General features: G+C 64.6%; 22 protein-coding genes. 11 read left to right on the top strand and 11 right to left on the bottom strand.

The window, feature by feature from the left end:
- Positions 1–144: 144 nt before the first annotated feature.
- Positions 145–1,737, top strand: a complete 1,593-nt coding sequence (gene gltX, locus Pla111_RS13850; RefSeq protein ID WP_146575104.1) for a glutamate--tRNA ligase — start codon at positions 145–147, stop codon at positions 1,735–1,737.
- A 139-nt stretch (positions 1,738–1,876) separates the two neighbouring features.
- Positions 1,877–3,547 carry a VWA domain-containing protein gene (locus Pla111_RS13855; RefSeq protein WP_146575043.1) on the top strand — a complete coding sequence of 557 codons (1,671 nt, stop codon included), beginning with the start codon at positions 1,877–1,879 and terminating at the stop codon, positions 3,545–3,547.
- Between the two features lie 614 nt (positions 3,548–4,161).
- Here Pla111_RS13855 and Pla111_RS13865 read toward each other — a convergent pair.
- The 3 genes from Pla111_RS13865 to Pla111_RS13870 form a co-directional block, all read right to left on the bottom strand.
- Complete coding sequence (locus tag Pla111_RS13865) at positions 4,162–4,407, bottom strand: hypothetical protein (protein WP_146575045.1); 246 nt, start codon at positions 4,405–4,407, stop codon at positions 4,162–4,164.
- A gap of 9 nt (positions 4,408–4,416) precedes the next feature.
- Positions 4,417–4,584, bottom strand: a complete 168-nt coding sequence (locus Pla111_RS17315) for a hypothetical protein (protein ID WP_197525039.1) — start codon at positions 4,582–4,584, stop codon at positions 4,417–4,419.
- A 222-nt stretch (positions 4,585–4,806) separates the two neighbouring features.
- Complete coding sequence (locus Pla111_RS13870; protein WP_146575046.1) at positions 4,807–5,271, bottom strand: hypothetical protein; 465 nt, start codon at positions 5,269–5,271, stop codon at positions 4,807–4,809.
- 133 nt (positions 5,272–5,404) lie between these two features.
- Here Pla111_RS13870 and Pla111_RS13875 point away from each other — a divergent pair, with 133 nt between their 5' ends.
- Positions 5,405–5,947, top strand: a complete 543-nt coding sequence (locus tag Pla111_RS13875; RefSeq protein WP_146575047.1) for a hypothetical protein — start codon at positions 5,405–5,407, stop codon at positions 5,945–5,947.
- 482 nt (positions 5,948–6,429) lie between these two features.
- Positions 6,430–7,851 carry an RtcB family protein gene (locus Pla111_RS13880; protein WP_146575048.1) on the top strand — a complete coding sequence of 474 codons (1,422 nt, stop codon included), beginning with the start codon at positions 6,430–6,432 and terminating at the stop codon, positions 7,849–7,851.
- Positions 7,852–8,049: 198 nt separating this feature from the next.
- Here Pla111_RS13880 and Pla111_RS17585 read toward each other — a convergent pair whose 3' ends face one another.
- Complete coding sequence (locus Pla111_RS17585; RefSeq protein WP_146575049.1) at positions 8,050–9,156, bottom strand: methyl-accepting chemotaxis protein; 1,107 nt, start codon at positions 9,154–9,156, stop codon at positions 8,050–8,052.
- Between the two features lie 206 nt (positions 9,157–9,362).
- Between Pla111_RS17585 and Pla111_RS13890 the strand changes: the two genes are divergently transcribed.
- From Pla111_RS13890 to Pla111_RS13900, 3 genes are all read left to right on the top strand, one after another.
- Positions 9,363–9,545, top strand: a complete 183-nt coding sequence (locus tag Pla111_RS13890; protein ID WP_146575050.1) for a CPXCG motif-containing cysteine-rich protein — start codon at positions 9,363–9,365, stop codon at positions 9,543–9,545.
- Between the two features lie 38 nt (positions 9,546–9,583).
- Entirely contained in the window at positions 9,584–10,387 is an 804-nt protein-coding gene (locus Pla111_RS13895) for a polyphosphate kinase 2 family protein (protein WP_146575051.1), read from the top strand.
- Between the two features lie 62 nt (positions 10,388–10,449).
- Complete coding sequence (locus Pla111_RS13900; protein WP_146575052.1) at positions 10,450–11,166, top strand: uracil-DNA glycosylase family protein; 717 nt, start codon at positions 10,450–10,452, stop codon at positions 11,164–11,166.
- A 141-nt stretch (positions 11,167–11,307) separates the two neighbouring features.
- Here the strand turns inward: Pla111_RS13900 and Pla111_RS13905 are convergent, their stop codons facing one another.
- The 3 genes from Pla111_RS13905 to Pla111_RS13915 form a co-directional block, all read right to left on the bottom strand.
- Positions 11,308–11,922 carry a DUF488 domain-containing protein gene (locus Pla111_RS13905; RefSeq protein ID WP_146575053.1) on the bottom strand — a complete coding sequence of 205 codons (615 nt, stop codon included), beginning with the start codon at positions 11,920–11,922 and terminating at the stop codon, positions 11,308–11,310.
- A gap of 42 nt (positions 11,923–11,964) precedes the next feature.
- Positions 11,965–13,056, bottom strand: coding sequence for a protein arginine kinase (locus tag Pla111_RS13910; protein WP_146575054.1), 1,092 nt, complete (start codon positions 13,054–13,056; stop codon positions 11,965–11,967).
- 164 nt (positions 13,057–13,220) lie between these two features.
- Positions 13,221–13,772, bottom strand: a complete 552-nt coding sequence (locus tag Pla111_RS13915) for a UvrB/UvrC motif-containing protein (RefSeq protein WP_146575055.1) — start codon at positions 13,770–13,772, stop codon at positions 13,221–13,223.
- A gap of 342 nt (positions 13,773–14,114) precedes the next feature.
- Here Pla111_RS13915 and trpE point away from each other — a divergent pair, with 342 nt between their 5' ends.
- From trpE to epsC, 3 genes are all read left to right on the top strand, one after another.
- Positions 14,115–15,677 (top strand): anthranilate synthase component I, encoded by a 1,563-nt coding sequence (trpE, locus tag Pla111_RS13920; protein WP_146575056.1) that lies wholly within the window; start codon positions 14,115–14,117, stop codon positions 15,675–15,677.
- 178 nt (positions 15,678–15,855) lie between these two features.
- Complete coding sequence (locus tag Pla111_RS13925) at positions 15,856–16,404, top strand: YqgE/AlgH family protein (RefSeq protein ID WP_197525040.1); 549 nt, start codon at positions 15,856–15,858, stop codon at positions 16,402–16,404.
- 459 nt (positions 16,405–16,863) lie between these two features.
- Complete coding sequence (gene epsC, locus Pla111_RS13930; RefSeq protein ID WP_146575058.1) at positions 16,864–17,814, top strand: serine O-acetyltransferase EpsC; 951 nt, start codon at positions 16,864–16,866, stop codon at positions 17,812–17,814.
- A 70-nt stretch (positions 17,815–17,884) separates the two neighbouring features.
- Here the strand turns inward: epsC and Pla111_RS13935 are convergent, their stop codons facing one another.
- From Pla111_RS13935 to Pla111_RS13945, 3 genes are all read right to left on the bottom strand, one after another.
- Positions 17,885–19,201, bottom strand: a complete 1,317-nt coding sequence (locus tag Pla111_RS13935; protein WP_146575059.1) for a LysM peptidoglycan-binding domain-containing protein — start codon at positions 19,199–19,201, stop codon at positions 17,885–17,887.
- Positions 19,202–19,520: 319 nt separating this feature from the next.
- Positions 19,521–21,038, bottom strand: a complete 1,518-nt coding sequence (gene sthA / locus Pla111_RS13940) for a Si-specific NAD(P)(+) transhydrogenase (RefSeq protein WP_146575060.1) — start codon at positions 21,036–21,038, stop codon at positions 19,521–19,523.
- A 311-nt stretch (positions 21,039–21,349) separates the two neighbouring features.
- Positions 21,350–22,027 (bottom strand): HAD family hydrolase, encoded by a 678-nt coding sequence (locus Pla111_RS13945; RefSeq protein ID WP_146575061.1) that lies wholly within the window; start codon positions 22,025–22,027, stop codon positions 21,350–21,352.
- Between the two features lie 231 nt (positions 22,028–22,258).
- On the opposite strand from Pla111_RS13945, the gene Pla111_RS13950 reads away from it, so the two are divergent.
- Positions 22,259–23,626 carry a DUF6666 family protein gene (locus Pla111_RS13950; protein ID WP_146575062.1) on the top strand — a complete coding sequence of 456 codons (1,368 nt, stop codon included), beginning with the start codon at positions 22,259–22,261 and terminating at the stop codon, positions 23,624–23,626.
- Positions 23,627–23,784: 158 nt separating this feature from the next.
- Here the strand turns inward: Pla111_RS13950 and Pla111_RS13955 are convergent, their stop codons facing one another.
- The gene (locus Pla111_RS13955) at positions 23,785–24,513 is read right to left on the bottom strand and encodes a DVUA0089 family protein (RefSeq protein ID WP_146575063.1); all 729 of its coding nucleotides are present in this window, start codon (positions 24,511–24,513) and stop codon (positions 23,785–23,787) included.
- Positions 24,514–24,543: the final 30 nt, after the last annotated feature.

A 24,543-nucleotide genomic window follows, 5' to 3' on the forward strand; every position in this document is an offset into this window, starting at 1 on the left:
TCGGCTGGTTCCGCAGGGCTGCCGCACCGGCTAGCTTGAGTCGCACCCCCGCGCGGTTGCCCCACAGTCTTCCCGATGACCCGGGCCAAACGGACGCGGGCTGGGCGGTTCATCGTCTGTCGTTTTTCGCTGGCGGCTTCAACTATGTCGGTTCGTACGCGTTTTGCCCCCAGTCCTACGGGCTTCCTGCACATTGGCGGGGTTCGCACAGCGCTCTTCAATTGGCTGTTCGCGCGCCAGCACGGCGGCCAGTTCCTGCTGCGTGTGGACGACACCGACGAGCAGCGCAATGTGGAGGCGGCCCTCGAACCGATCCTGCACGGCTTTGAGTGGCTCGGCCTGGACTGGGACGAGGGCCCCGAGCCCGGGCCCGGTAAGCGTTCGCGCGGCGACGCGGGGCCCTACTATCAGTCGCAAAGAAACGATCTCTACGCCGCCGCGGTCGAGCGGTTGCTCGCCAGCGGGCACGCCTACCGAGATTTTTCAAAACCCGACGAGTCGCAAGCCGAACGCGACGCGGCTCAAGCGGCGGGCGAGCCGTTTGTCGCGAGCCGGCGCTTCGCCGCCGAAACCGAAGCCGAGGCGCAGCGCTACCTTGCCGAAGGGCGGACGTCGGTCGTCCGCTTGAAGATGCCTCGCGCGGGGACCCTTGTCCTGAACGACCTGGTCCGGGGCGAGGTCCGCTTCGACTGGGCCCGCGAGCAAGACCATGTGATCCAGCGCGCCGACGGCTCGCCGATCTACCACCTTGCTACCGTGGTCGATGACGAAGCCATGGCGATCACGCACGTGATCCGCGCGGAAGAGCACCTCAGCAACACGCCCCGCCAGGTGTTCATCGCCGCGTCGCTCGGCTACCGCCCCCTGCAGTTCGCCCATCTGCCTTACGTCGCGGAGCCGGGCAGCAAGAACAAGCTGAGCAAACGCAAGCTCGATAAGTACCTCAAGAACCGCGACTTCGCGTCGCTCAACGAGTACGGGGCGCGGATCGCCCAGCGGCTTGGGATTGAGGCCGCTGCCGAGACGTTCAATCCGGTGATCGTCGACTTCTACGAGCAGACCGGCTTTCTGCCCGAGGCCGTGCTCAACTACCTGCTGCTGCTCGGCTGGTCGTTTGATGACTCGCGCGAGGATTTCACCCGTGCAGAGATGATCGAGAGCTTTTCGCTGGAGCGGGTCAACAAGGCACCGGCTAGCTTCGATCCGGCCAAGCTGTTGAATTTTCAAGAGCGGTCCATGCAGCTCGTGCCCGCCAAGCAGAAGACAGCGCGGTGTGTCGAGGTGCTCAAGCGCGCCGGAATGCTGTCCGACCCGCCACCGTGTGACGCGGCGCAAACTGTTGGCAAGATCGTGGCCGCGGCGGGCGATCGGATCCGCACCTACGGCGACATCCTCGACTACGACTATCTGTTCGTGCCCGACGACGAAGTGGTCTACGACAGCAAGGCGTGGGAAAAGCGGCTCGTGAAGCCGGCCGATGCCGCACCGCTGCTCGCCAAGTTTCGCGACACGCTCGCCGAAGCGTCCCCCTTCGACGCGGCTTCGTTGGAGACGCTGCTCAAGTCCTTCGTCGAGAGCCAAGGGATCGCGATCGGCCAGATTATTCACGCGCTGCGGGTGGCGGTCACCGGTCAGGCCGTTGGCTTCGGGATGTTCGAGACCCTGGAAATCCTGGGTCAGCAGCGCAGCTTGGCCCGGATCGACATGACGTTGCGTCGTCTGGCCGCGGCAGGGTGACAGACAGGTGTCACCGGCGGGGCCGCCTCGCGCGGGCACGCCCCAGCGCTGGTGATTAGGGTGCGTGCGGAGCAGAGCAGGTGTCGGGAGCGACGGCGTTCCCGGCAGCCGCCTCACCCCCCTCACCGCGCGTGTCACCATGGCCCATGTGATCCCGAGCGAAGCAGCCCCGCGAACCGAGTCGCTCGAAGAAAGACTGGCGCAAGCGCGCCGCGAAGCCCGGCTGACCGAGGCAGCGTGGCGGATGAAGCGCGCGGAAGTCGCACGGTTGGTCGCCGCGGGCGAGCAGGCCGAAGCCCTGCGGATTGTGCGCGCTATCGAGCGGACCACGGCTCAGGGAGCCAAGACGCCGGTAGCCGAAACTCCGGCAGCCACAACCTTACCGGCCACAGCACCGAAGAGCCCTGCCGCGAAAGCCACCGCGCGAAAAGCCACGGCGGGGAAAGCCACGGCCCCCAGCCCACCCGAACCGCGAGCGGTTGCACCGCTACCGCCGGCCGCTCACACAGGTCCGTCCGCTTCAGCATCGCAAGCGGCGCTCCGCCGGAAACGCACGTCGACGGAACCCTCAGCGCCGCCCGCGGTACGGCCAAGCCGTCGCGTCCCGGCTGCCGACGGGGGGGCCGCCGTTCGGCCCGCTCGTGTCCGTCGCCATGCGCAGCCTGCGGTTGCGAAGGGATCTCCGTCATCTCCGCCTTCTTCACCGCCTTCGTCGCCGCCGCCGCGCGAAGCGATTCGTCTTCGCAATCGGCTCGCGCAGGGCACCGTGGCGGCGTGGCGCGATTGGTTGAGTCGGCGTCCCCCCTGGGCGCTGAGTTTGACCGCACACGTGGGGTTGCTGCTGGCGTTGGCGCTGCTGAGCTTTGCCGCCTGGCGCGAGCCCCCCTTCGTACTGACCGCGACGCTGAACGCCGCCGAGCCCGCGTGGGAAGCCGTCGCCGACGAGCAGGCGCTCGCCGAGTTCACGGCCGAGATACCGCACGACGCGGAAGCCGTCGAAACATCGGTCGAGCTCGTCTCGCTGTCCGAGCCGCTAGCGAGTGCCCTGCCGTTGGAGCGGGTGGCGGTCACCGATCTCGGCGACCTGCTGGCCACCGCTTCGACGGGCCTGCTCCAGGAAGTGGGACCCGCTGAGGGCAAGAACGAAGCGGCGAGCTCCCAGCGTGCGTCCTCGCCGCCGGGCAACGATCGGTCGGCGGGGGGCGTGCGATTCTTTGGCTCGGAGGCGGTTGCTGACCGCGTGGCGTTTGTCGTTGATAACTCGGGCAGCATGCAGCGCGGCCGGCTCGAAACCACGCTCGCCGAACTCGACAACGCGATCAAACGCCTCTCGCACAGCCAATCGTTCTATGTGGTGCTGTTCAGCGATCAGGCCTACCCGATGTTTTATCCCGAGCCCGTGAACGAGCTGCTCCCCGCGACGCGGCAGAACCAAGACCGGCTGTCGCGCTGGTTGGGGACGGTCGAAATGTGCATCGGCGGCCGCTTGCTCGACGCCGTGGAGCTGGCCGCGGCGGTGAAGCCGCAGGTGGTTTATCTGCTTTCCGATGGCGAGATTCACAGCCAGTTTGTGATGAGCAAGCTGACCGACCCGCATGCGTGGGACTTCACGATCCACACGATCGGCATGGGCAACCACGCGCCGGAGGATGTCGCGAAGCTGCAAGCGATCGCGGCGGCCAACGACGGCGTCTTCCGCGGGGTTGATGCCCACCCGGCCGCGATGCGGCTCTCGCTAACGAACCCGCGCCCCTACCACCGCACGCCGGGTAAGGTGTGGGGCACCCTCGTGCAATCGTGGCAGAATTGATCGTAAGGCGGTGCGAGTGGAGCGAGGCCTATCGCTAAACTTACCGGCTGGCAAAGCCGCTCGCGGCTGACGGTGCGTGCCGGTTGCGGCGTCGAATAGCAGGCAAATCATGCCGCCGTCGCAGTCCGCTCCAGCGGCGGATTATCCAGAACCGCTGGACAGCAGCGAAGCGAGAAATATACGAAAGTCTGCCAAGACTTTCGCGGTATCTTCCTCACCGATGAATTCCTCTTCGCCCACGAACATGTGCGCGGTTACTAATCGGTAACACAAGTGATCGGATTCTTTAATCTTTTGGTAGGGCAAGGCTTCAAGTGCCTCCATAAGAAAAAGCATCGTTCGCTCAATGTCATCGGGGCAGGCCAGGGCGTATAAGCCCAGCCTCATATTCGTCGAGGAGCGAGCTCATGCGGGAGATGATGTCGCAGTTAGCTACGCGGCACCTAATAGACGGGGTTGAGTGGCCGTTCTGGTTCCGATCACGCTCTCGAACGACAAGACTTGTTCGCTGAGGGTGTTTGGTTTACCTGTCCCCGAATAGCGGTGACAGTCGGCAGGCGACGGCGTAGCTGTTGGCGACAAGCCCATTCGGCCGTTTATCGGCACCGTTAAGGCTATTGCGCCTGCTTCTCCCTCAACAGTTCAAGATGGGCGTTCATTCGGCTGACTTTCGCCGTCAGCAATTCTTTATCTGGCACGTCACCTATATCGGCAAGTTCCGCCAAATGACTCTCTAACTTCTGCGAGAGATCTAGTTGCGACTTCAGAATCTCAATGCGATCATCGCGCGACACGGTCGATTCCAGCTTGGCTTCGAGCAGCCTTCTTTCAGCGGCGATCAATTGATCGAGTGAGGTCATTCCATCCTCCTATTCAATCCGGGCGATATTGACGAGTGTGTTTAACACGCGCTCACGTTCACCTAACAGCGAGCCGATAGTTTCTTCTTCAGGCTTAGGCTGCTGTTGGGCCAGAGCCAATGTGGTCACCGCAAGAACCGAAGCCACGAGCGCGATCGCACCTTTGTAACGTGACATAGTGCGATTTCCTTATTAGGGTTTGCGATAAGGGGACCCCTTTGCTGGGTTTCCTCGTCGGAGAAGCCAACAACAGCTTTTCAACCTAGCACGGACAATCAGCCGGGCCAAGCTGATCCGGCTGACAAACCCACACGCGGCTGACGGCCTGTGCTAGCCGCTTCTTGGAGAGTCAGGGTAATACCTGTAGGCTATAAATGGTGGGCAGTTGCTCGTTCCGCTTCACTCATCGCTCAGCGGGGCGGTTAGCGCTGAGGCGCCGCCGGCGGTGATGCTGATCACCAGGATTCCCTCCGGCGCGGGCTTCATATCGAGAATCGGTTCCAAGTACGGAAAGGCCGCGCTCAGCACGCCGCGCGCTTCGCTCCAGGCGATGCCGTGGGCGTAGACCGTTGTGGCCGGCTCGTCGTGATCCTCATCGTGCTCTGGTTCGTCCGCAGCCTCGTTCTCGCGGGCGGCAACCTGCTCCGCGTGCTGTAGCGCGATGGCGTCGTTGACCGTTTCGTCGCCGAGCCAGCCTCGGGCCACATCGCCGCCGAGTTCGTCTTCGCAGTCGATCAGCACCACCAGCGGGTGGGCGACTCGGTCGCGCTGGGCTTGCAGAAAAACCTCGCGCACCAGCGGCAGCGAGCTTTCTACGAGCGTCTGCTGCGCGTCGAGCGCGGCTTCGAGTTCAGGATCGTTCATGGCCGCTATCTGAACGAGCGAGGGGCGGGTTGCGGAAGCCCCGGGGGGGGAACGATTAGATGGCGAGGTGGGTACGCGGGGTCAGCCCCCTCCCCTAACCCCTCCCCCGCAAGCGTGTGAGGGGGATTCTGGGATGCGCGCTGGGATCGCTTCGACGCCCCACCCCGCGAGGCCCCCCCGCGAGCAAGATCTTGGCGAAGCCAAGTCGAGCCGTGCAAAAGCCCCCCGCGAGCAAGATCTTGGCGAAGCCAAGTCGAGCCGCGCAAAAGCCCCCCGCGAGCAAGATCTTGGCGAAGCCAAGTCGAGCCGTGCAAAAGCTCCCCGCGAGCAAGATCTTGGCGAAGCCAAGTCGAGCCGTGCAAAAGCCCCCCGCGAGCAAGATCTTGGCGAAGCCAAGTCGAGCCGTGCAAAAGCTCTCCGCGAGCAAGATCTTGGCGAAGCCAAGTCGAGCCGTGCAAAAGCCCCCCGCGAGCAAGATCTTGGCGAAGCCAAGTCGAGCCGTGCAAAAGCCCCCCGCGAGCAAGATCTTGGCGAAGCCAAGTCGAGCCGCGCAAAAAAAAGAACCCGGCCCCGTCAGCGACGGGGCCGGGTCGTCGTAGCGTGGCTTCGCCGGGCTCCTGATTTCTCTGAAGGAGAGTCTCAGGTATTGGGCGAAGCCGAGGTGGTGGCCGCCTGAAGCGACCCGCCGGTCGTCAGATTTGACCACCTAGCTGGCTACCATCAGTACAGTCGAACAACGTACCACCTCCTTTCTTGCGAGTGATGGCCGGCCGCGACCCGATGCCAGAGACACGTCACGGGAGGCCGAATCGTCCGTCGTGCTGCGTTCGCACGACACTATCTCTGCCTGTATTTTAATCGGCGTTCGGGGATGACGCAGCAGCGAAATCTCCGAAAGATTCTTATTCAGGCGATCTCTTAGACCGATTTTTCGGCTCGGAGGTTCGCGCTAGCATTCTTCTTGACACGCTCGCTCCGGGCTGGCTGGCGCTGCTCCAGGCGGGATGATGCTGCTGCGCACGGGCTGCAAGATGGGGGGCGGTGCCAGAAAGCTTTTTTACCAGGCACAGGGCCGCCTTAGCCGAACCCCTTTCCCCTCAGCCCGGTCGGTAACGGCGAGAGACTTACCCGCCAAGATTTGGATCAACAGCGAGCGTTATGAACCGCAAGCAACTTGAGAAACTCGGCGTGCCGGCGGCGGTTGTCGCGGTGGCGCTGCGCGGTGTGGGCCGGGCGGTCAACGCCGGCGGTGGCGTCCGGGGCGGTGCGCTGCGGGAGCAGGTCGCCGCGGTGCTGGCCACGCCGCACGACTACAGCCAGGACCAGCTGTGGGGAGAGTTTGCCCAGTCCTTAGTGGCTCTGAACGATCTGCCGCAGCGCGAGCCGATCGCCTACCGCGTTTGGGAAGCGACGAGCCCCGCCGACGCGATCGATCGGGCCGCTCATCGGCAGATGGCCGACGCGTGTCGTGTTCCGGCGGCGGTCGGCGCTGCGCTGATGCCCGACGCGCATGTCGGCTATGGCTTGCCGATCGGCGGCGTGCTGGCGTGCGCGAACACGGTGATCCCCTACGCGGTTGGTGTGGACATCGCGTGCCGGATGAAGCTGTCGGTACTCGACCTACCGGCCGAGACGCTGACGACCCGGCGTTCGCATTTCAAAGAGGCCCTCTTGGGGGGCACGCGGTTCGGCGTGGGGGTGGAGCATCATCCGAAGCAGCAGCACGCGGTGCTCGATGCCGACTGGTCCGTAACGCGCATCACGCGCGAGAAACGCGACACGGCTTGGAAACAGTTGGGCACGAGCGGTTCGGGCAACCACTTTGTCGAGTTCGGTGAGCTGATCCTTGCGCGGCGTGACGAATCGCTCGGGCTCGACGCGGGGCGCTACACCGCGCTCTTGAGCCACAGCGGCAGCCGGGGCGTGGGTGCCGCGGTTTGTGCCACTTACAGCCAGATCGCGCAGCGCTTGCTGCCCGCGGGCTACGCCGACCTTGGCCGCTTGGCGTGGTTGTCGCTCGACAGCGAAGAGGGGCAAGCCTACTGGGCCGCGATGAATCTAATGGGCGACTACGCGGCGGCCAATCACGCCGTCATCCATCGGCTGGTGACCAAGCGGTTGGGGGCCCACGTGGTGGCGGGGGTCGAGAACCATCACAACTTCGCTTGGAAGGAGACGCACGATCTGGAGGGGGCCGGCTCGCGTGAGGTGGTTGTGCACCGCAAGGGGGCGACTCCGGCGGCGGCGGGCGTGCTGGGCGTGATTCCCGGCTCGATGGGCTCGCCCGCGTTCGTGGTGCGGGGCAAGGGGGTCGCCGCGAGCCTCGCCTCGGCGGCGCACGGTGCCGGGCGCCGGATGAGTCGCCGGGCTGCGCGGGATCGGTTTCGCTTTGCCGCGGAACAGCGGCGGCTGGCCGACGCGGGAATCGAGGTGCTGTCGGCCGGAGCCGACGAAACACCGGGTGTTTACAAAGACATCCACGCGGTCATGGCGGCCCAGACCGACCTGGTTGAGGTGCTGGCCCGGTTTGATCCCAAGATCGTCCGCATGTGTGGCGATGGCAGCCGGGCCGAGGACTGAGCGCCCCCGCGCAAGCGGGGCCGGCCAAGCGCCCGTGCGCACGAGAGTCCGGGCAAGCGGGGTCGGGCAAGCACTCCCGGGCAAGGACCGCGACCGATTGAAAACGAGCCGAGCCGCTCCCCGTGGGGGGGCGACTCGGCTCGTGAAGGGTTCGCGCTATGAGCCGATGGCCGGTTGCGTTTGCCGTACCCCGTGGCGTTAGGCTTCGATCGGTTGCAAGATCACGGAGTGCCAGCCGGTTGAGTAGGTTTCAAAGCCCGGTGCCTGGGCGTGCGCAACGCACCACGGGCGGCCGTCGAGTTCAACCGTCTCGTAGTTCTTGGGCTGCGTAAAGAGCTGCTTCTGTCCGGGCAACGCGAGCCGATCGCTGAGCTGCTTGCCCCACGAGTCGGCGATGATATTGCCGGCGTCGTCGCACAGAACGCAGCGGGTGGCTTCACGCTCTTTGGGACTCAACGGAACGTTCTCGACGATCGTCTGCGCGAGGCCTTCCCAGTTGAAGAGAATGCCCAGCGCGCCGAGCAGCTTACCGGTAGAGCTGCCGCCTTCGCGGACGCCACACGAATAAACGAGGACCGACTCACCGTCTACGAGTGGCGAGTGGTGGGCCGTTTGAAAACCATACTCATCGCCGCTGCGGGAGTGCATGGCCTCGAGGAACCAGCTGGCGTTGGCCGCGGATTGACCTTGGGAGCCGAAGCGCTGCGGCATGCCGTTGGCCACGATGCGGCCTTGGGTATCGCACAGCACGAGATCGTAGTAGACGGTATAGGCACCCAGGATCACTCCCATGCGCTGCGACGCGTGCTTGATTGCTTCGGGGGTGCCGTCAGTCAGAGCATCGACCAGGCTGCTATCGGTGGCCCACCAGCGCACGTCGCACGTGCGCTCGTACAGGTTGCGATCCACCAGATCGATATTCGTCAGGGCGAGGTCCGACAGCCGTGTGCCGCGGATGTTGTTGCCGATGAAATCCAGCAACTGATCGATCGACTTGCGTGTGGTGCTGGCGAGTCCCGTGGCGATGGTCGAGGTCTTGGAGCCCAAGGCCTGCATCTCTTCGGCCACCACGCTAAATGCGGCTCCGGCCTGTCCGGCGCGAGCCGCTTCGATGCGCGCGTTGAGCGCCAACAACTGTGTGTTGGCATTGACGTCGTTGATCTCTTCGATCGCCGCGGTCATGGTGGTCGAGAGCTGGCCGATGTAACCCGCGATGGTGGCGGTGCTGCTGGCTTCCGACTTATCGGCCACGAGGCTCGGAGTAGAGAGAGGAGTAAAGAGTGTAGCGGTCTTGGGAGCGGACATAGGCGTTTCGAGATGCTGCGAGTCGTATCGGATGGGGGGCAACTGGGTGACGTGCGCCGCCAGCGACGTCTTAGGAAAATAGCTCACCACCTCCACCTTGCCCTGCCATACCGCTCGGGTATCAGGGGGAGAACAGGCCGATCGTGCGGAATAGAGGGGCTAGAACGAGGCGTGCCGAAACGGGCGACACGGCGTAAACTGTTTCTATGCAAGACGAAGCCACCTACATCTGCGGCGAGTGCGGCGAGGAGATCGTCGTGCCGATCGACCCCACCGAGGGCGAGCACCAGCAATACGTTGAGGACTGCCCGGTCTGTTGCCGGGCGAACGTGATCCACGTCGAGTTGGACGAAGACGGTACGCCCCGGGCGTGGGCCGAATTAGAGTAGGAGCATCTGTGCCGAACCCCCTTGCCCCAATCCGCCCCATGTGTCGCCCCGTTACCTTCAAGCCGGGCTCAAAAATCCGGCTTTCGCAGATCGATCCCCGCAAGGTGGATGGCGAGTGGGACAAGGTCACCGCCAAGGAGCGGATCCGCGAGAATACGCTCGTCTCGCGTGAGCTGGCTTATCGGCTCTATGCCGAGAACCGCCGCGCCGTGCTGCTGGTGCTGCAGGGGATGGACACCTCGGGCAAAGACGGCACGATCCGCACCGCGCTGACCGGCTTGAACCCCCAGAGCTGCCAGATCACGTCGTTCAAGCAGCCCAGTTCCGAGGAGCTCGACCACGATTTTCTGTGGCGGATCCACAAGGCGGTTCCCCGCCGCGGTGAGATCGGCATCTTCAACCGCTCGCAGTACGAAGACGTGCTGGTGGTGCGGGTCCACAATCTGGTGCCCGAGATCGAGTGGCGCAGCCGCTACGAGCGGATCAACGAGTTCGAGCGGCTCTTGACCGAGGGAGGCGTGACAATCGTCAAGTGCTTCCTGCATATCAGCTACGAAGAACAGCGCGAACGCTTGCAAGCGCGGCTCGACAATCCGGAGAAGCGCTGGAAGTTCAGCACGGGCGATCTGGCCGAGCGCAAGCGCTGGCCCGATTACCAGGCGGCCTACGAAGAAGCCCTTCATCGCTGCAACACCACGGAGGCCCCGTGGCGAATTATCCCCAGCGATCGCAAGTGGTACCGCAACCTAGTGGTGAGCACGCTGCTGCGGGAAACGCTCGAAGCGATGGACCCCAAGATCCCGCCCAGCGAAGCGGGGCTCGAAGGGATTGTGGTCGAGTAGCCCCCGGAAACCGGCCGGGGGATGTTCTCGCGGCGTCGCGATTGGCGTAAGCTGACGCTCTCATGAACGCTGCCCAGGCTTCGATCGCCGCTTCTCGCCGGCTTTGCCGCGCTGTCGATCGGCTCACTTTCTCGGAGCCGGTGACACACGTTTACAATCCGTTGAGCTACGCGCGGGCGGCGCACGAAAAGTATGTGCGGTGGCTGAACCCGGCAGGGGTTCGCGTGCTGCTGCTGGGCATGAACCCCGGGCCGTGGGGCATGGCGCAAACCGGCGTGCCGTTCGGAGAGGTGGCTATCGCCCGCGACTGGCTCGGCTGTCAAGCGAAAGTAAAGTGCCCCCCCCAGGAGCACCCCAATCGCCCGATCCAGGGATTCGCTTGTCAGCGGAGCGAGGTTTCGGGGCGCCGCTTGTGGGGGCTGTTTCAGGAGCGGTTCGGCACGGCCGAGAGCTTCTTCGCCGAGCACTTCGTGGCGAACTACTGCCCGCTGGTGTTCATGACCGCAACGGGTGCCAACCACACGCCTGACAAGCTGCCCGCCGCCGAGCGTGCGCCGCTCGACGCGGCGTGCGATGCGCACCTAGCGGAGCTGATCGCCGCCACGCGGCCCGAGTGGGCCGTTGGTGTTGGCAAGTATGCCGAGAAGTGTTTGTTGCGCGTGGTGCCGCCGGAGGTGCGGGTGACGAGCATCCTGCACCCCAGCCCGGCGAGCCCCGCCGCCAACCGCGGCTGGGCCGCAGCGGCGGAGCAGCAACTGGTGGAGGCGGGGGTGTGGTGAACGGAATGAGAGAGTGGAAGGATGACGCCGAACGGTGTTGGACTGTGTTAGACTTCGTGTACCACTATCCAGCGTGTCCGGCTGAGTCGGGTGCCCGGTTCAAGCACTAGCGAAGCAACCGGGCAGTGGCGCCGAGGGCTGCTACGGCTCGGGGTTTGGCGCCTCGCGCAAATCGTCACGCCGGTAGGCCATCACCGCCCCGTACTCGTCGTACGCCCGTTTGAGTAGCTCGGCCCGCCCGGCGGAAGCGTCGAGCAGCGGATCGATCCCCACGCGGTCGATCAGCCGGGCTTCGGTCTGGCGATGCTCTTCCACCGTGCCGTCGGCCAGCAGGTGCTTTACCCCCCAGCCGCGCTGTTGCAGCACGCGGGCGATCAGCACGCCCCGATGGCAGTCGAGCGGTTCGCGCTCGGCACACATCAGGGCGATGGTGTGGGTCCGAGCGCCCCGCTGGAGCCGCTCGATCCCCGCCAAAAAAAGGGGCAGGCGGGCGATCCGCTCGTAGTCGGCACGGTGGTCGAGATACGCCTCGGGCTCGTCGCGGCGGGCCCCCAGTTCTTTTCCCAGCCAAACGTAAGCGATCCCCTCACCACGCAGGCCGGGCGACAGATTCTCTTGTCGGTACTGCGGCAGACGGGCGGCCGGATGGGACCGCACGTCGGCGATCGCCGTGATACGGGCCCCGCGGAGCAGCGACACAAAAGCGGGCCACTCGTGGATCGAGTACCCGACGGTGTAGATCGAAGGCGAGCTCATCGGCGGGCTTGGGTCGGCTCCGCGGGATCGCAGCGGACGCGGTCAGTTGGACCCTGGCTTCGCGCCGCCCTGGTTCAGGTGGCGGCGCAGGTAGCTGGCCCGTTCGATGTTGCGGTCCGATTGGTCCAGCTCCATGCCGGCCAGCTTCTGCAAGTGGGCCGGCTGCGTGTGGACGAACAGCTTGTTGACGGTCGGGATCGCCACATCGCCGATGAGGCCCAGGTTGACCCCCATCCGCACGCTGGACAGCAAGTGCAGCGTCTCTTCGCTGCTGATGGTCTGCGCGGTGCGGAGGATGCCGTAGGCGCGGCTCACCCGGTCGTGGAGCGTTTCTTGGCTCTCGCGAATGAGAAAATCGCGAGCCTGGCGTTCGTAGTCCAGTAGCACCGGCACAACGTCGGCCACTTTGCTGGCCAGCTCGGTCTCGCCCATGCCGAGCGTCACTTGATTGCTGATCTGATAGAAGTCGCCCATGGCTTGCGACCCCTCGCCGTACAGGCCGCGGACCGCCAGATTGATCTTCTGCAGGCTGCGGAAGACCTTGTCGATCTGGCGCGTGATGACGAGCGCTGGCAGGTGGAGCATGACACTCACGCGGACGCCGGTGCCGACGTTGGTGGGGCAAGCGGTGAGGTAGCCCAGCCGATCGTTGTAGGCGTAGGTGACCTGCTCCTCGATCAGGTCGTCGAGTTCGCTGATGAGCTGCCAGGCGTGTTCGACGTCGAGCCCGGAGTGCATCACCTGGATCCGCAGATGATCTTCCTCGTTGATCATCACGCTGTATTTTTCGTTGGCGTCGATCACCACGCTGCGGGCCCCCTCGGCCTCGGCGTGCTCGCGGCTGATGAGCTGTCGTTCGACCAGAAACTGCCGATCGACGTCCTGGAGTTCCTCAACGTCCACGTAGTGCAATTGGCCGCCCAGCTTGCCGGAGGCGCGGATCGCCTCGAAGCGTTCGTGCAGGATCTGTTCGATCTGCTCGCGATCGGCGGTCGAAGCGCGCGCGATAAACGGGAAGTCGGAAAGGTTGCGTGCCAGCCGCACCCGGCTGCTGATGACGATGTCCGACTCGGGGCCGGAGCCACGCAGCCACTCGCAGCAGCCCTGAGCCATGTTGTCGAGGTCGAAAGACATCCGGTGCGTTGTTGGGCTGAGAGGCGGAGGTTTTAGAGGGGCGGGGGGCGTGCGGGCTTCGCTTGACCGCGACAGCCGTACCGATTTTCTGGCGAGCGCTGTTGGGGCTTCCTGGCGGCGCGCTGTTGGGCTTTCTGGCGGCGCTGTTGGGGCTTCCTGGCGGCTTAGTCGTCTGTGGCGGGGGGGGGCTCGTGAGCGGCGGTTTCNGCGTGGGGGGCTTGCTCGATCGCGTGGATCTCGTCGCGCAGAACCGAAGCCCGCTCGTAGTCTTCTTTCGCGACCGCCTCTTTCATCTCCCGACGCAGGCGGATGAGCTGGGTCTGGTGCTCGGTGTCCGCACCGCTGTGCCGAGGCGTCTTGCCCACGTGATGGGTTTCGCCATGGATGTTGACCAGCAGCGGCTCGATCTCTTTGGCAAAGTGAACGTAGTCGTGCGGGCAGCCAAGCCGCCCCTGCTTGCGGAACTCTAAGAAGCTGATCCCGCACACCGGACACACACGCTCATCGAGCCGGGCGAGTTCCTCGGCCGTTTGGCCCACGGCCAATTGCTGAGCGAGCAGCCCGGCCATCTGCGGCACGACCGACTCGGCTTCCGCCGCGAGCGGCGAGAGAAACTCCTTGGCGCACTCCTCGCACAGGTGCACCTCTTTGGCCTTGCCATCGACCAGGTCGGTGATGTGAAAGGTGGCGGGGCGGTCGCACTTTTGGCACTTCATTGCGTTCGCTCCACCACGGGGGCGTTAGAAAGCTTTGGTTTGCTTAGAAAACCTATCCGGCAAACCTATCCGGCAGTCCGAATCGTATCGGTGGGGGCAAACACCGGCAAGACGATGGCCGGCGGGGTAGCCGCAACGCAAGCTCCTATCGGAACGAGAGATACGCGCCGTGCGAGGCGGTTTGTGACGCTCCCCGAGGGCTGCTAGAGTGCTTGCTTCAGGCAAGTGGTGGCGAACATTGCTGCCAGATCGGCGGTCCTATCTCGCGTCAAACAAAGTTGTCGGGCAAGCCCGACGACACCCCGCAAGTATCAATATCAGAGAACCCCCCCCGCCAAGAACGTGACGCATCTGCCCTCGGCCCCGTTGTTTCAAGAGCTCGCTGCCGGCACCGATTACGTGCCGGTTTGGCGACGCTTGGTGAGCGACGCCCTGACGCCCGTGTCCGCGTTTCGCGCGCTGGAGAGCAGCGCTCCCGGGGCGGCTTCGGCCGTGGCGTGTCTGTTCGAGAGCGTCATCGGCGGAGAGAAAGTCGGCCGCTACAGCTTCCTTGCGACCGAGCCGTACCTGCTCATTGAAGCCCGCGGACAAAACGTTGTCCGGCATACTTACAGCGTGCCGGCCGGGGCCGGGCAGCGTGCCACTTCATCTCCTGAGGTTGAAACCTGGCAGGCCAAGAACCCGCTCGAAGCGCTCCGCGAGGAGGTGGCTCGGGTGCGAGTTGCCAAGCCGGCGGGTCTCCCCCCGTTTGTCGGCGGAGCCATCGGCTACGCCGGCTACGACACGGTCCGCTACGTCGAGCACTTGCCCGATGCGCCGCCCGACGATCGGCAGCTGCCGGACATGGCGTTTGGCTTGTTCGACCACCTGTTGGTGTTTGACAACGTCGATAAAACTCTGACCGTGATCGCCCTGGCGAAGGTTGCCGGTTTGAAGGGGACCGATCTGAAAGCGGCTTACGCCGATGCGGCTGCCCGGGTCGATGCCTACGTCGAGCGGCTTACCCACGCCGACCCGCGCCTCGTGCCCGCTGATATCGATACGAGCGGCCCAGCGCCCGAGCCGACCGCTTCGAACTTCACTCCAGAACGTTTCAAAGCCGCGGTGGACAAGTGTGTGGATTACATCCGCGCCGGCGATATTTTTCAGGTGGTCATTAGCCAGCGCTTTCAAGCTCCGCTGCCGGGCGACCCCTTTGAGCTGTACCGCACCCTCCGCGTGGTTAACCCCAGCCCGTTCATGTTTTATGTGCGGACGCCGGACTGCACCTTGGTAGGCAGCTCGCCCGAGATCATGGTGCGAGTCGTTGGCGACGAAGTCACGGTTCGGCCGTTGGCCGGTACCCGGCGACGCGGTGCCACCGAAGAAGAAGATCAGCGGTTGGCGGATGAGTTGCTGGCAGATCCAAAGGAGCGTGCCGAGCATGTGATGCTGGTCGATCTCGGACGCAACGACGTCGGTCGCGTGGCACGCTACGGGTCGGTCGAGTTGTCGGATGTGATGGTGATCGAGCGTTACAGCCACGTCATGCACATCACGTCCAACGTCACGGGACGGCTTACCGCCGACAAGGACGCCTTCGACGCGTTGGCCGCATGCCTGCCGGCAGGGACCGTTTCGGGGGCTCCGAAGGTGCGTGCCATGCAGATCATTGACGAACTCGAGCCCCACCGCCGCGGCCCTTATGCCGGGGCCGTCGGCTATCTCGATTTCGGCGGCGATATGGACACCTGCATCGCCCTGCGGACCGTCGTGGTCAAAGACGAAGTGGCCTACGTCCAAGCGGGGGCGGGAATCGTTGCCGACAGCGACCCCGCCGCTGAATATCAGGAGACGCTCAGCAAAGCCAGCGGCTTGCTCAAGGCGATCGAGATCACGCAAGAGCGTAACCGCGGGGGGGCTTGAACCTCGGCCGCCGCGCGCGAGGGGCGGAGCCGCTGGCGAGAGGACATCGTCAAAGTTTGCTGCCCACGAGCCCCGCGGCGGCGGTGGTGGGTTGAGTCGAGGCGGCTGGTGAGCGACGATTTGGGGGATCGAGAGCGCGTTGCTCATCGGCTTCCGCCGCCTTCCTGTCGACCTATCCGTGTCACTCGCTGGCCATCTGCTTGTCGCCTCGCGACAGCTTCGTGACCCCAACTTCCGCCGAACCGTCGTGCTGCTCCTCGAGCACAACGACGACGGGGCGCTGGGGGTCGTGCTCAATCGTCCCACGAATCGAACGATCGAAGACGTTTGGGAAGCGGTCGAGTTCGAGCCGTGCGACAATCAGCAACCGCTGAACTTGGGCGGTCCCGTGCCGGGTCCGCTGATCGCGTTGCACACTTCCAAACAACTTGGCGAGAAACGCATCTTGCCGGGACTGTATCTCTCGATGCAAAAAGAAAACGTCGATCCGCTCGTACGGCAGAGTCAGCACCGCTTTCGGTTGTACAGCGGAAACAGCGGCTGGGGTGGCGGGCAGCTCGAATCCGAATTGGGGCAGGGCGGTTGGCTCACCATCGCGGGTGGGGTCGAAGATGTCTTTGGCGACTTCCAAACCGTGTGGGCGCAAGTAACCAAACGGATTGCCCTGGATATCATGCTACCGGGGCTCGACCCGGACGAGGCACCCGAGGATCCAACGCTCAACTGAGCCCCGATCAGCTCGACCACATGCTAGCACTCATAGCGTCGGACAGAATCGTTGCATGCCTCTCGCCGCCGACGCCGAAACTATCGATAACGGAGCCGCGTGTCGGTTCCCGCGCTCCTGATGATTTATCTGCGTGCAACGTGTCCCCTGGGCTGATTGTGGTTGCTCCGCTCGACGAGATCGCCGCTGACGCCGCTCGACTGATGTGCCGAGCGGTTGCCGTCATCGGCGTGTGTACGTGGCCCGCCCGGCAATAGAGCCGGAGCGGGACTCCCCCGGACGACCCCTCCGCCTAGTGATGTGCGGCGGCGTTGCTGGCACCCCGAACGCGGGGCAGCAAGCGACACCGCCCTCCCAGCAGAAGGGTGGCCCGCCTCTGACGAGCCTGTTTCGTTCACGTTCGCATCGCCCGCGCCGCTCGGAGTACAACGAGCGCCGCCCTCCGTGAGACCCCGACCGATGGCCACCGACTTCCGTCTCAAAGACCAGCTTCCCAAGCTAACCGAGCGCATCGTCGCCACCTACGACGAGGTGGGTACGATGAACCACCTCGATCATTGCCCGCTGCCAAACTACGAAGAAGTGGTGGCGGCGATCGCCGACCTGATGGAGATCCTCTACCCCGGCTATCGCCGCCGTGAGGGCCTGCATCGTGCGAATATCGCTTACTACGTTGGCGATATCGTCGATCGGCTTCACGACCGGCTGACGCAACAGATCGGCCGGGCTCTGCGTCACGAAGCCGTCCGCGCTGGCTTGGTTGGTGACTGCGAATCGGAGGCCGACTACGAGGCCCTCGGCCAAGCCAAGACGATGCTTTTTCTGGATCGTTTGCCCGAGTTGCGGCACACCCTTGCGACCGACGTCGAGGCGGCCTACGACGGCGACCCCGCTTGCAAGGGGGCCGACGAGGTCATCTTTTGCTACCCGGGCTTAGAAGCGATCACCGTGCACCGGTTGGCTCATCTGCTCTATGAGCTCGATATTCCTTTCATCCCCCGGATGATGGCCGAGTGGGCTCACGGCCGCACGGGGATCGATATCCACCCCGGCGCGACCATCGGCCCGTACTTCTTCATCGATCACGGCACGGGGGTTGTGATCGGCGAGACGTGCCAGATCGGAGAGCGTGTGAAGCTCTATCAAGGCGTGACGCTGGGGGCGCTTTCATTCGCGAAAGACGAAGACGGCAACTTGGTGCGCGGACAGAAACGTCATCCGACCATCGAGGACCGCGTGGTGGTGTACGCCAACGCGACGATCCTCGGCGGCGAGACCGTCGTCGGACACGACGCAGTGATCGGCTCGAGCGTGTGGATCACACGCAGCGTTGAGCCGCATTCGACGGTCGTGCTCGAGAAGCCCCGCCTGCGGGTACGCTCAGACGGAACGGTCTCGCAAGAAGCGTGATAATGTCCGCCGCGCAGCGGTCTGCGGCCGGGTTGAACCCGACGCTCTAAACCCGCTCAGCGCGGATGACTCACCACGAGAGATCGCTCATCGCACGCGGCAGCGGGCCTTCGCCAGCGCCGAAGCCGAGCGCCGGCAACGGAGCGGTCGGTTCCAGCGGATCGCCTATCGGCACCATCCGCGAGGGCTGATGTTCCATGGTCGCCGGCGTCGCGGGGGGCGTCGCCGCTGGTAGACCGGGCAGGGCCGGACCGTCGGCAAAGCCGATCGCCGAGACACGCCCGCTGGGGCGTTGCGGTGCTTGGAACGCGGGGCTGGGGTTGTAGGCGGGATTGGCCGGCGCGAATCCCGGTCCGTTCGACCAGGGATCGCTACCCAGGTTGGGTGCCGCCAGGTTGTTCACGCTCGGTGCGGCGAGGGGGCTCGGGCGAACCGACCGCGGTTCGTCGGGCACGCGCAGCACGACACCAATCGGCAACAGATCGGGCGAATCGAGCCGATCGTCGTTCAGGCGGAACAGCTCTTGAGCGCGGCTCGCCTCGCCCAGGTAGCGTTCTGCCAACAGCGGCAGCGTGTCGCCGTCGGCAACCACATGCGTCCCCATCCGGATCGGAGCGGGTTCACGCACCGGCGCACCGATCGATGGTTTGCCAGCCAAGTAAGCCGGGCCATAGTCGGGCTGAGCGAAGCCGGGCTGAGCATAGTCAGGTTGAGCAAATTGTGTTTGGGCGGCCGCGGGCTGGCCCCAATCAGTGCCGATCGCCTGCTGAGCCGCGGGCTGGGAAGCGAACGGTTGCCCCCCCACGGGGGCGTCCCAATTCGTTTGTCCCCAAGACGACGCGGCAGGCGCAGCGCTGGCCACCGGAGAAGCCGGCGGGAATGCCCGGGCTTCGCTGGGCGTGCTGCTCGGCGGCATTGCAATCGGCGCGGCCAAACGGGCGGAAGCATCAGGCCAATCAGCGTTTGGCAATGCCGGGGCGGGGGGTAGTGACAGGCCGGTGGAGCCCAGCGTGGGCTCGCCCCAACCGGCCGAGGCGTTGTACCAATCGTTGGCTCCACCGGCGGTGGGCGCAACCCCCTGCACGCCCACTTCCGGCGCGAATGCGGTAACGCTTGGCGTGGCAGCGGCGGGAGCGGGGGTTGCCGCTAAGGCCGGTGGCGTGCTTGCCAAAGGCAAGGGAGAAAGCGGCGCCGCCGACTGGGTGGGGTCTTGCAGCGGGGGGCCGCTGGGGGCGAGGGGCTCGAGCCACGAGGTGCTTTCGCCAGCCGCCGGCCGCAGCCGCTGCGCGAGACGCTCCGCCAGGTCGGGCGGACCAAAGAGTGACGCGGCAAAGAAGCCCACGCCAAGCAGAATGATGGAAGAAACGACTTTCGAGAGTTCAGTCACGGCGTACCCCGAACCTGACGCCTGCAAGACGGCCGGGGCTCCGTGGCGGAGGGGGCGCGCAGCGGCGAGGGTGTTGGTGATTCGTCCGTGAACAGCAAGCGACCCGGTAGCATCCAGTCCGGGGCCGCATCATCATCCGTATAGCGAGACATCGGCGTGCCACGCCGCGGCCATGAGAGCCCGCGGCCAAGTGTGGCGTGGTGCGGGTGGCGTAAACCTTGCCGGCACCGCACCGGGCCGGCATAGATGCCCGCCGCCCGGCAAGATACGCGGCAACCTGCGCCGCGGTTCGCAGCAACCGCGGCGCAAGTGGCTCGTGCTAGTTGGCAGCGTTGCAGGCACCAACGTTGGCGTGCTCGGCACCGATCGCTGCCGGCTCGCCAGCCGGTTCAGCGACCGCTTGAGATGGCGGCGGGGCTAGCTTCTCGGACTCCTCGTCGTCGTCGGCATAGGCCGTCAACTTGTTCAGTCCATCCAGAGCGGCCACCTTGTAGCACTCGGCCATGGTCGGATAGTTGAACACCGTATCGCGGAAGTAGTTGAGCGTGCCGCCCAAGCGCATCACTGCCTGACCGATATGAATAATTTCGGTCGCCGAATCGCCGATCGCATGCACGCCAAGGATCTCGCGTGTCTCGCGGTGGAACAGGAGCTTCATAAGCCCCGTGTGATCTCCCACGATCTGCCCGCGGGCGATCTCGGAGAAGCGTGCGAGTCCTACCTCGTAGGGCACGTGCTCCTCGGTGAGCTGCCGCTCGGTTTTGCCGATCAGCGAGATCTCAGGAACTGTGAACAGCCCGTAGGGGATTTCTCCCATGTCGGTGTTGGGCACGCCGAAAGCGTTGCCCACCGCTTGGCGTCCCTGTTCCATCGAGGCGCTCGCCAGCGCGGGGAAGCCGACGATATCGCCCACGGCGTAGATGTGCGGCACTTCCGTTTGGAAGCGTTCGTTCGCGTACAGCCGGCCGCGTTTGTCGGGCTTGAGGCCCGCGGCCTCGAGGTTCAGCGATTCGGTGTCGCCCTGGCGTCCGACGCTAAACAGGACGGTCTCGCCCAGCACGCGCTTGCCGCTCTCGAGCTCTACCGCGACTGAGCCCCCCTTCAAGCGACGCACGTCAGCAACGTTTTCGCCCAAGCGAAAAGTGACCCCCATCGATCGGGCGTTGTAGACCAGCGAGTCGACCACCTCGCGATCGCAGAAGTCGAGCAGCCGATCCCGGCCGTCGATGATTGTCACACGCACGCCGAGCGTCGCGAACATCAGCCCGTACTCGACGCCGATCACTCCGCCGCCAACGACGATCATCGAACGCGGGATGTGGTCGAGGTTGAGGAACTCGTCCGAATCGAAGACCGTGCGGCCGTCGAAGGGGATATGTTCGGGACGCGACGGCTTGGTGCCGGGGGCCAGCAGAATCTTGTCGGCGGAGAGGTAGAGGGGTTCCCCTTCGCCAACGACCTCGATGGCGTGGGGGCCAACGAAGCGGGCCTCGCCTACGATTGTTTTCACACCGTTGCGATCGAACTGATCCTGGATGACGTCCCACTCGCGCTCGGAGACATGCGCCAGCTTTTGGCGGAGGTCGTCCATGGTGATATTGCCGCGCGAGCGGTACTGATCGGCGTAAACCTCGCGTTGGCGAAAGCCGGACAGGTGCAAGATCGCCTCACGCATCGTCTTAGAGGGGATCGTGCCGGTGTGCAGGCAGACGCCACCGACGAGCTCGCGGCGCCGCTCGACGAGAGCGACCCGTTTGCCAAGCTTGGCACCGGCAATGGCGGCCTTCTGTCCGCCGGGTCCTGAGCCGACCACCACCAAGTCGTAATGTGTTGCCATGTTCGCTTTGCCCGCGCAAGAGTTCTGTATTCGGTAGGGGGACGCGCGGCCCAACGTAGGGGGCGGCGTCGCACCGAGAAACCTAGGCCGCGGGGCGTGGCATCCTGCATAGCGGTCCAGGAACGCCACGCGGACCGTACCGGCAGAAGGCCCCCGCAGCGGTTGTGCGGGTCGTGCGGGTGTGGTCAGCCGCAGGGCATGAGCCGCTTGGCAGCCGACTAGGGCTCAAGCCCTTTGGCGGCCGAGTAGGCCCAAGCCGTTGGTAACGAGGTATCGCCCTCGCGACGCGAGTGCTTCAGCAGCGACTGCGGCTAGGCGGCCAAGTACTCGAGGATGGCAGCGTGATCGGTGAGGTTTTCTACGAGCACGTCGGGATTGGCGGCCGCCAGCTCCATCACGTCAGTATGACCGGTCGGCACGGCAACCGCGTAAGCCCCGATAGCACGCGCGCAGCGGACGTCGTTGGGCGTGTCGCCGATGACAACCACGCGCTCTTGCCCGGTCGAGGGGCCGTGGTGCTCACGCGCCCGATCCAGGGCGGTGGCAGCGATATCGTTGCGGTCGGGATGCTCGTCTCCAAATCCGCCAAACGCAAACCGGTCCCACAAGCCGTAGTGGGTGAGCTTGAGCTTCGCCGCGGCCGCGACGTTTCCGGTGAGCAGGCCAAGATGCACGTTCCCCTGTGCTTCAAGCCGTTCGATCAGCGTGATCACGCCGGGCAAAACTTCGCCCCCGCAGCGGTGCAGGTGATCGTCGAGCCGCGCGACATAGGCGGCGTAGAAGCGGCGCCAGTTTTCGTCGGTGTTCGGGATACCGTGCGCCTCGAACAACGCCGCGGCGATACCGCGATCGCTGCGGCCGGCGAACGGCACCTCGCGTGACAGCTTGGCTACGGCGAACTCCGCTTGGAAAGCGTCGGCGAAGGCGTACATGCCAGCACCCCCCGTCAGAAGGAGGGTGCCATCGATATCGAATAAGCAGGTTCTCATGCCAGGATGTTAGCGGCAGGGCGTCCGATGGCCAGCGGTGCCAGCAGTGAGATTGTCGATTAGGCAGACTTTACTGGAGTCGGGGCCGGGGGGGATCCGATACGTCTGAATAGCTGTGATCCAGGGGGGCCTGGCGTGCAGCGCCGTCGCATCGCTTCCGCTTTACGGGAAGCCTCAGCGCGATCGGCATGCCGTCGGACCTGACACGCCCCCCGCTTTGAGGATCTTGCGATGCGTCTGGCCAAGTGCTTCACGCTTACTGTCTCGCTGCTGACCGCGGCTTCGGCAACTTTGGCCGGAGAGCCGCTTCGCTGGCAGCCCAGCGGGGTGACACCGGTTGCGCACGCTGCGGCTTCGCGTCCCCAGCTGCGTCCCAAGGCACCCTCCGTGCCGATCTCATCGAGCCGTGCCACGCAGGCGGTTGCGACCGCACCGGTTGCTGCCAAGCAGCCGGCTCCAAGGGTTTCGAGCAATCCGCCGGCCAGCGCTCAGGGGGCTCAGGCCGTTCGTCGCGCTGCCTATCAGGTTGCCAGCCAGATGCCGAGCGACACCCGCGCGGCGGCTAGCCCTGGCGAGGCGATTACCCCCGCTTGTTACAACGGCAGCTGTGGCCCCGAATGCGGCTGCGGCATGCCCGGACCGTTGATGGACCCCTCGTGTGGGTTGGGTGGTTGTGGCGACGTTGCTTGCGGCGTCCCCTGCGATGATAGCTGCGGCTGCGGAGAGATCGGCTGCGGCGGCATGTGTGGCGAGGGCGTTTGCGGCTGTGGCTGCGGTGCCGGAGTCGGCAATTGCCTGTCACGCGGTGCCGTGCCGGTCGTCTTCTTTTTACCGCCGATCCAGAACCTGAACTTTTTCGGTGGTGTCCAAGCCTTCAAGGGCGCGCTGGATGCCAACCGTGACCGGGGCAACTTTGGCGGTAACCTTGGTGTCAACCTCAGCGGTCGTATGGCTTGGCTGCCATTGCCGGGACTTGGCTATCAGCTCGGGTATCGCGCGGTTTCGAGCCAACTGCACGGCTCAGACATTGGCGATACGGCCGACCCGCACACGCAGCAGTTTTTCACCGCCGGCTTGTTCCACCGCCAGTGTGTTGGGCTCAACTACGGCGTCGTTTACGACCTGCTCAAGGATGAACGGATCGAGTCGGCCGACTTCGGCCAGCTCCGCGGTCTGATCAGTGTCCGCAATCCGCGCGGTCATGAGATCGGTTTCCTGTTTGCCCGGCACCTGAGCGACAACGTCCTCGCCGGACAAACCTATGAGGGTGTCGATCAGTACCTGCTCTTTTATCGCCTTTCGGGCCAGCAGGGGGGCGAGTTCCGCTTCTTTGGCGGCATGGACGACGACAACATGGGCATCGTCGGGGCCGATGTGGACGTCCCGCTGAACAACCGTTGGTCGTTGCAGTCGGGCTTCTCGTATCTCATTCCCGAGGACGATACCGCTGGCATCGGATCGACTCAGGAAGGTTGGAATATCGGCATGAATCTGGTGTGGCACTACGGCAAGCGGGCTCGTCAGTCTTACGGAGCCCCGTTCCGTCCGCTGTTTAACGTGGCTGATAATGGGTCGTTCTTTGTGGACGACAAACCGTAAGGGGTGTCGGGAATGGCTTACGGGGCCGGCGTTCTCTGGAACGCCGTGCCCCGGGGCCGTTCGACAGGTGGTCTGCATCGGGGGCAGTACTAGCGATGCCACGCTAGGCCGCTCCGGCTAAACGGTTCCGCCCCGGTTTCACTACGCAAGGAAACGCGTTACGTGGCGATTCGGCGTCGCGGCACGGCAGAAAGCATGCCGATGGCGGCAAGCGCCAAGGCGGAGGGCTCGGGGATACGCGGCGCATTGCTTCCGGGAATGAAGCCGGTAACCGACAGCTCACCCGACCAAGTGATCCGATAGGGGCCCTCAGGTACCGGGAAAAAACCGTCCAGGCCGTCGCTCGACGTCGGATAAAAGCTCTCATCGTTGTATGCGGTGATTGCTTCCTCCTCGGACAGCAAGAAGCTACCGATGGCGAGCAGATAGTCGCCCGGCGCGAGAAAAATCGACAGGTACGAGTCGTACCCATAGATCGAGCCATCGCCGTAGGTCGACGAAAAGTCGTCGTCGTTTGCGTCGATAAAGGTCCCGGGAGCCATCGCCCCGTTATCTTCAAAGAGGTAGATGTAGGGGTCGATGAACGCGATCTGGGCGTCGCCGTTGACGTCGAAGGTTTCATCAAAATCGTCGTCGCCATCCAGCAGATCTTCGGAATCGATCTCCCATGAGAGGGTGTCGATTGTCACGACACCGGGCGAGATCACGGTGAACAGCCACCAATCGACCGTGCTGCCGACGCGCCCGCCGGTATCGTCGAGGATCTCAAGAATGCTGCCCGTGATAACCGTCTCGGCAACACCTGCTTGTGCAAGTGGGACTGAAAATAGTGCCGCTGCGATTGAGGCAGTGGCTCCCAGCAAGGGAGCGAAGTGGTTGCGGCTCATGAGCGGTCCGGGAGTTAGGACGGGGGGCAT

The sequence above is a fragment of the Botrimarina hoheduenensis genome, from assembly GCF_007859815.1.
GTDB classification, from domain to species: domain Bacteria; phylum Planctomycetota; class Planctomycetia; order Pirellulales; family Lacipirellulaceae; genus Botrimarina; species Botrimarina hoheduenensis.

Coding starts and splice junctions, on each gene's coding strand:
- gltX (WP_146575104.1), top strand. CDS start 145: ATGTCGGTTCGTACGCGTTTTGCCCCCAGTCCTACGGGCTTCCTGCAC.
- Pla111_RS13855 (WP_146575043.1), top strand. CDS start 1,877: ATGGCCCATGTGATCCCGAGCGAAGCAGCCCCGCGAACCGAGTCGCTC.
- Pla111_RS13865 (WP_146575045.1), bottom strand. CDS start 4,407: ATGACCTCACTCGATCAATTGATCGCCGCTGAAAGAAGGCTGCTCGAA.
- Pla111_RS17315 (WP_197525039.1), bottom strand. CDS start 4,584: ATGTCACGTTACAAAGGTGCGATCGCGCTCGTGGCTTCGGTTCTTGCG.
- Pla111_RS13870 (WP_146575046.1), bottom strand. CDS start 5,271: ATGAACGATCCTGAACTCGAAGCCGCGCTCGACGCGCAGCAGACGCTC.
- Pla111_RS13875 (WP_146575047.1), top strand. CDS start 5,405: ATGCGCGCTGGGATCGCTTCGACGCCCCACCCCGCGAGGCCCCCCCGC.
- Pla111_RS13880 (WP_146575048.1), top strand. CDS start 6,430: ATGAACCGCAAGCAACTTGAGAAACTCGGCGTGCCGGCGGCGGTTGTC.
- Pla111_RS17585 (WP_146575049.1), bottom strand. CDS start 9,156: ATGTCCGCTCCCAAGACCGCTACACTCTTTACTCCTCTCTCTACTCCG.
- Pla111_RS13890 (WP_146575050.1), top strand. CDS start 9,363: ATGCAAGACGAAGCCACCTACATCTGCGGCGAGTGCGGCGAGGAGATC.
- Pla111_RS13895 (WP_146575051.1), top strand. CDS start 9,584: ATGTGTCGCCCCGTTACCTTCAAGCCGGGCTCAAAAATCCGGCTTTCG.
- Pla111_RS13900 (WP_146575052.1), top strand. CDS start 10,450: ATGAACGCTGCCCAGGCTTCGATCGCCGCTTCTCGCCGGCTTTGCCGC.
- Pla111_RS13905 (WP_146575053.1), bottom strand. CDS start 11,922: ATGAGCTCGCCTTCGATCTACACCGTCGGGTACTCGATCCACGAGTGG.
- Pla111_RS13910 (WP_146575054.1), bottom strand. CDS start 13,056: ATGTCTTTCGACCTCGACAACATGGCTCAGGGCTGCTGCGAGTGGCTG.
- epsC (WP_146575058.1), top strand. CDS start 16,864: ATGGCCACCGACTTCCGTCTCAAAGACCAGCTTCCCAAGCTAACCGAG.
- sthA (WP_146575060.1), bottom strand. CDS start 21,038: ATGGCAACACATTACGACTTGGTGGTGGTCGGCTCAGGACCCGGCGGA.
- Pla111_RS13945 (WP_146575061.1), bottom strand. CDS start 22,027: ATGAGAACCTGCTTATTCGATATCGATGGCACCCTCCTTCTGACGGGG.
- Pla111_RS13950 (WP_146575062.1), top strand. CDS start 22,259: ATGCGTCTGGCCAAGTGCTTCACGCTTACTGTCTCGCTGCTGACCGCG.
- Pla111_RS13955 (WP_146575063.1), bottom strand. CDS start 24,513: ATGAGCCGCAACCACTTCGCTCCCTTGCTGGGAGCCACTGCCTCAATC.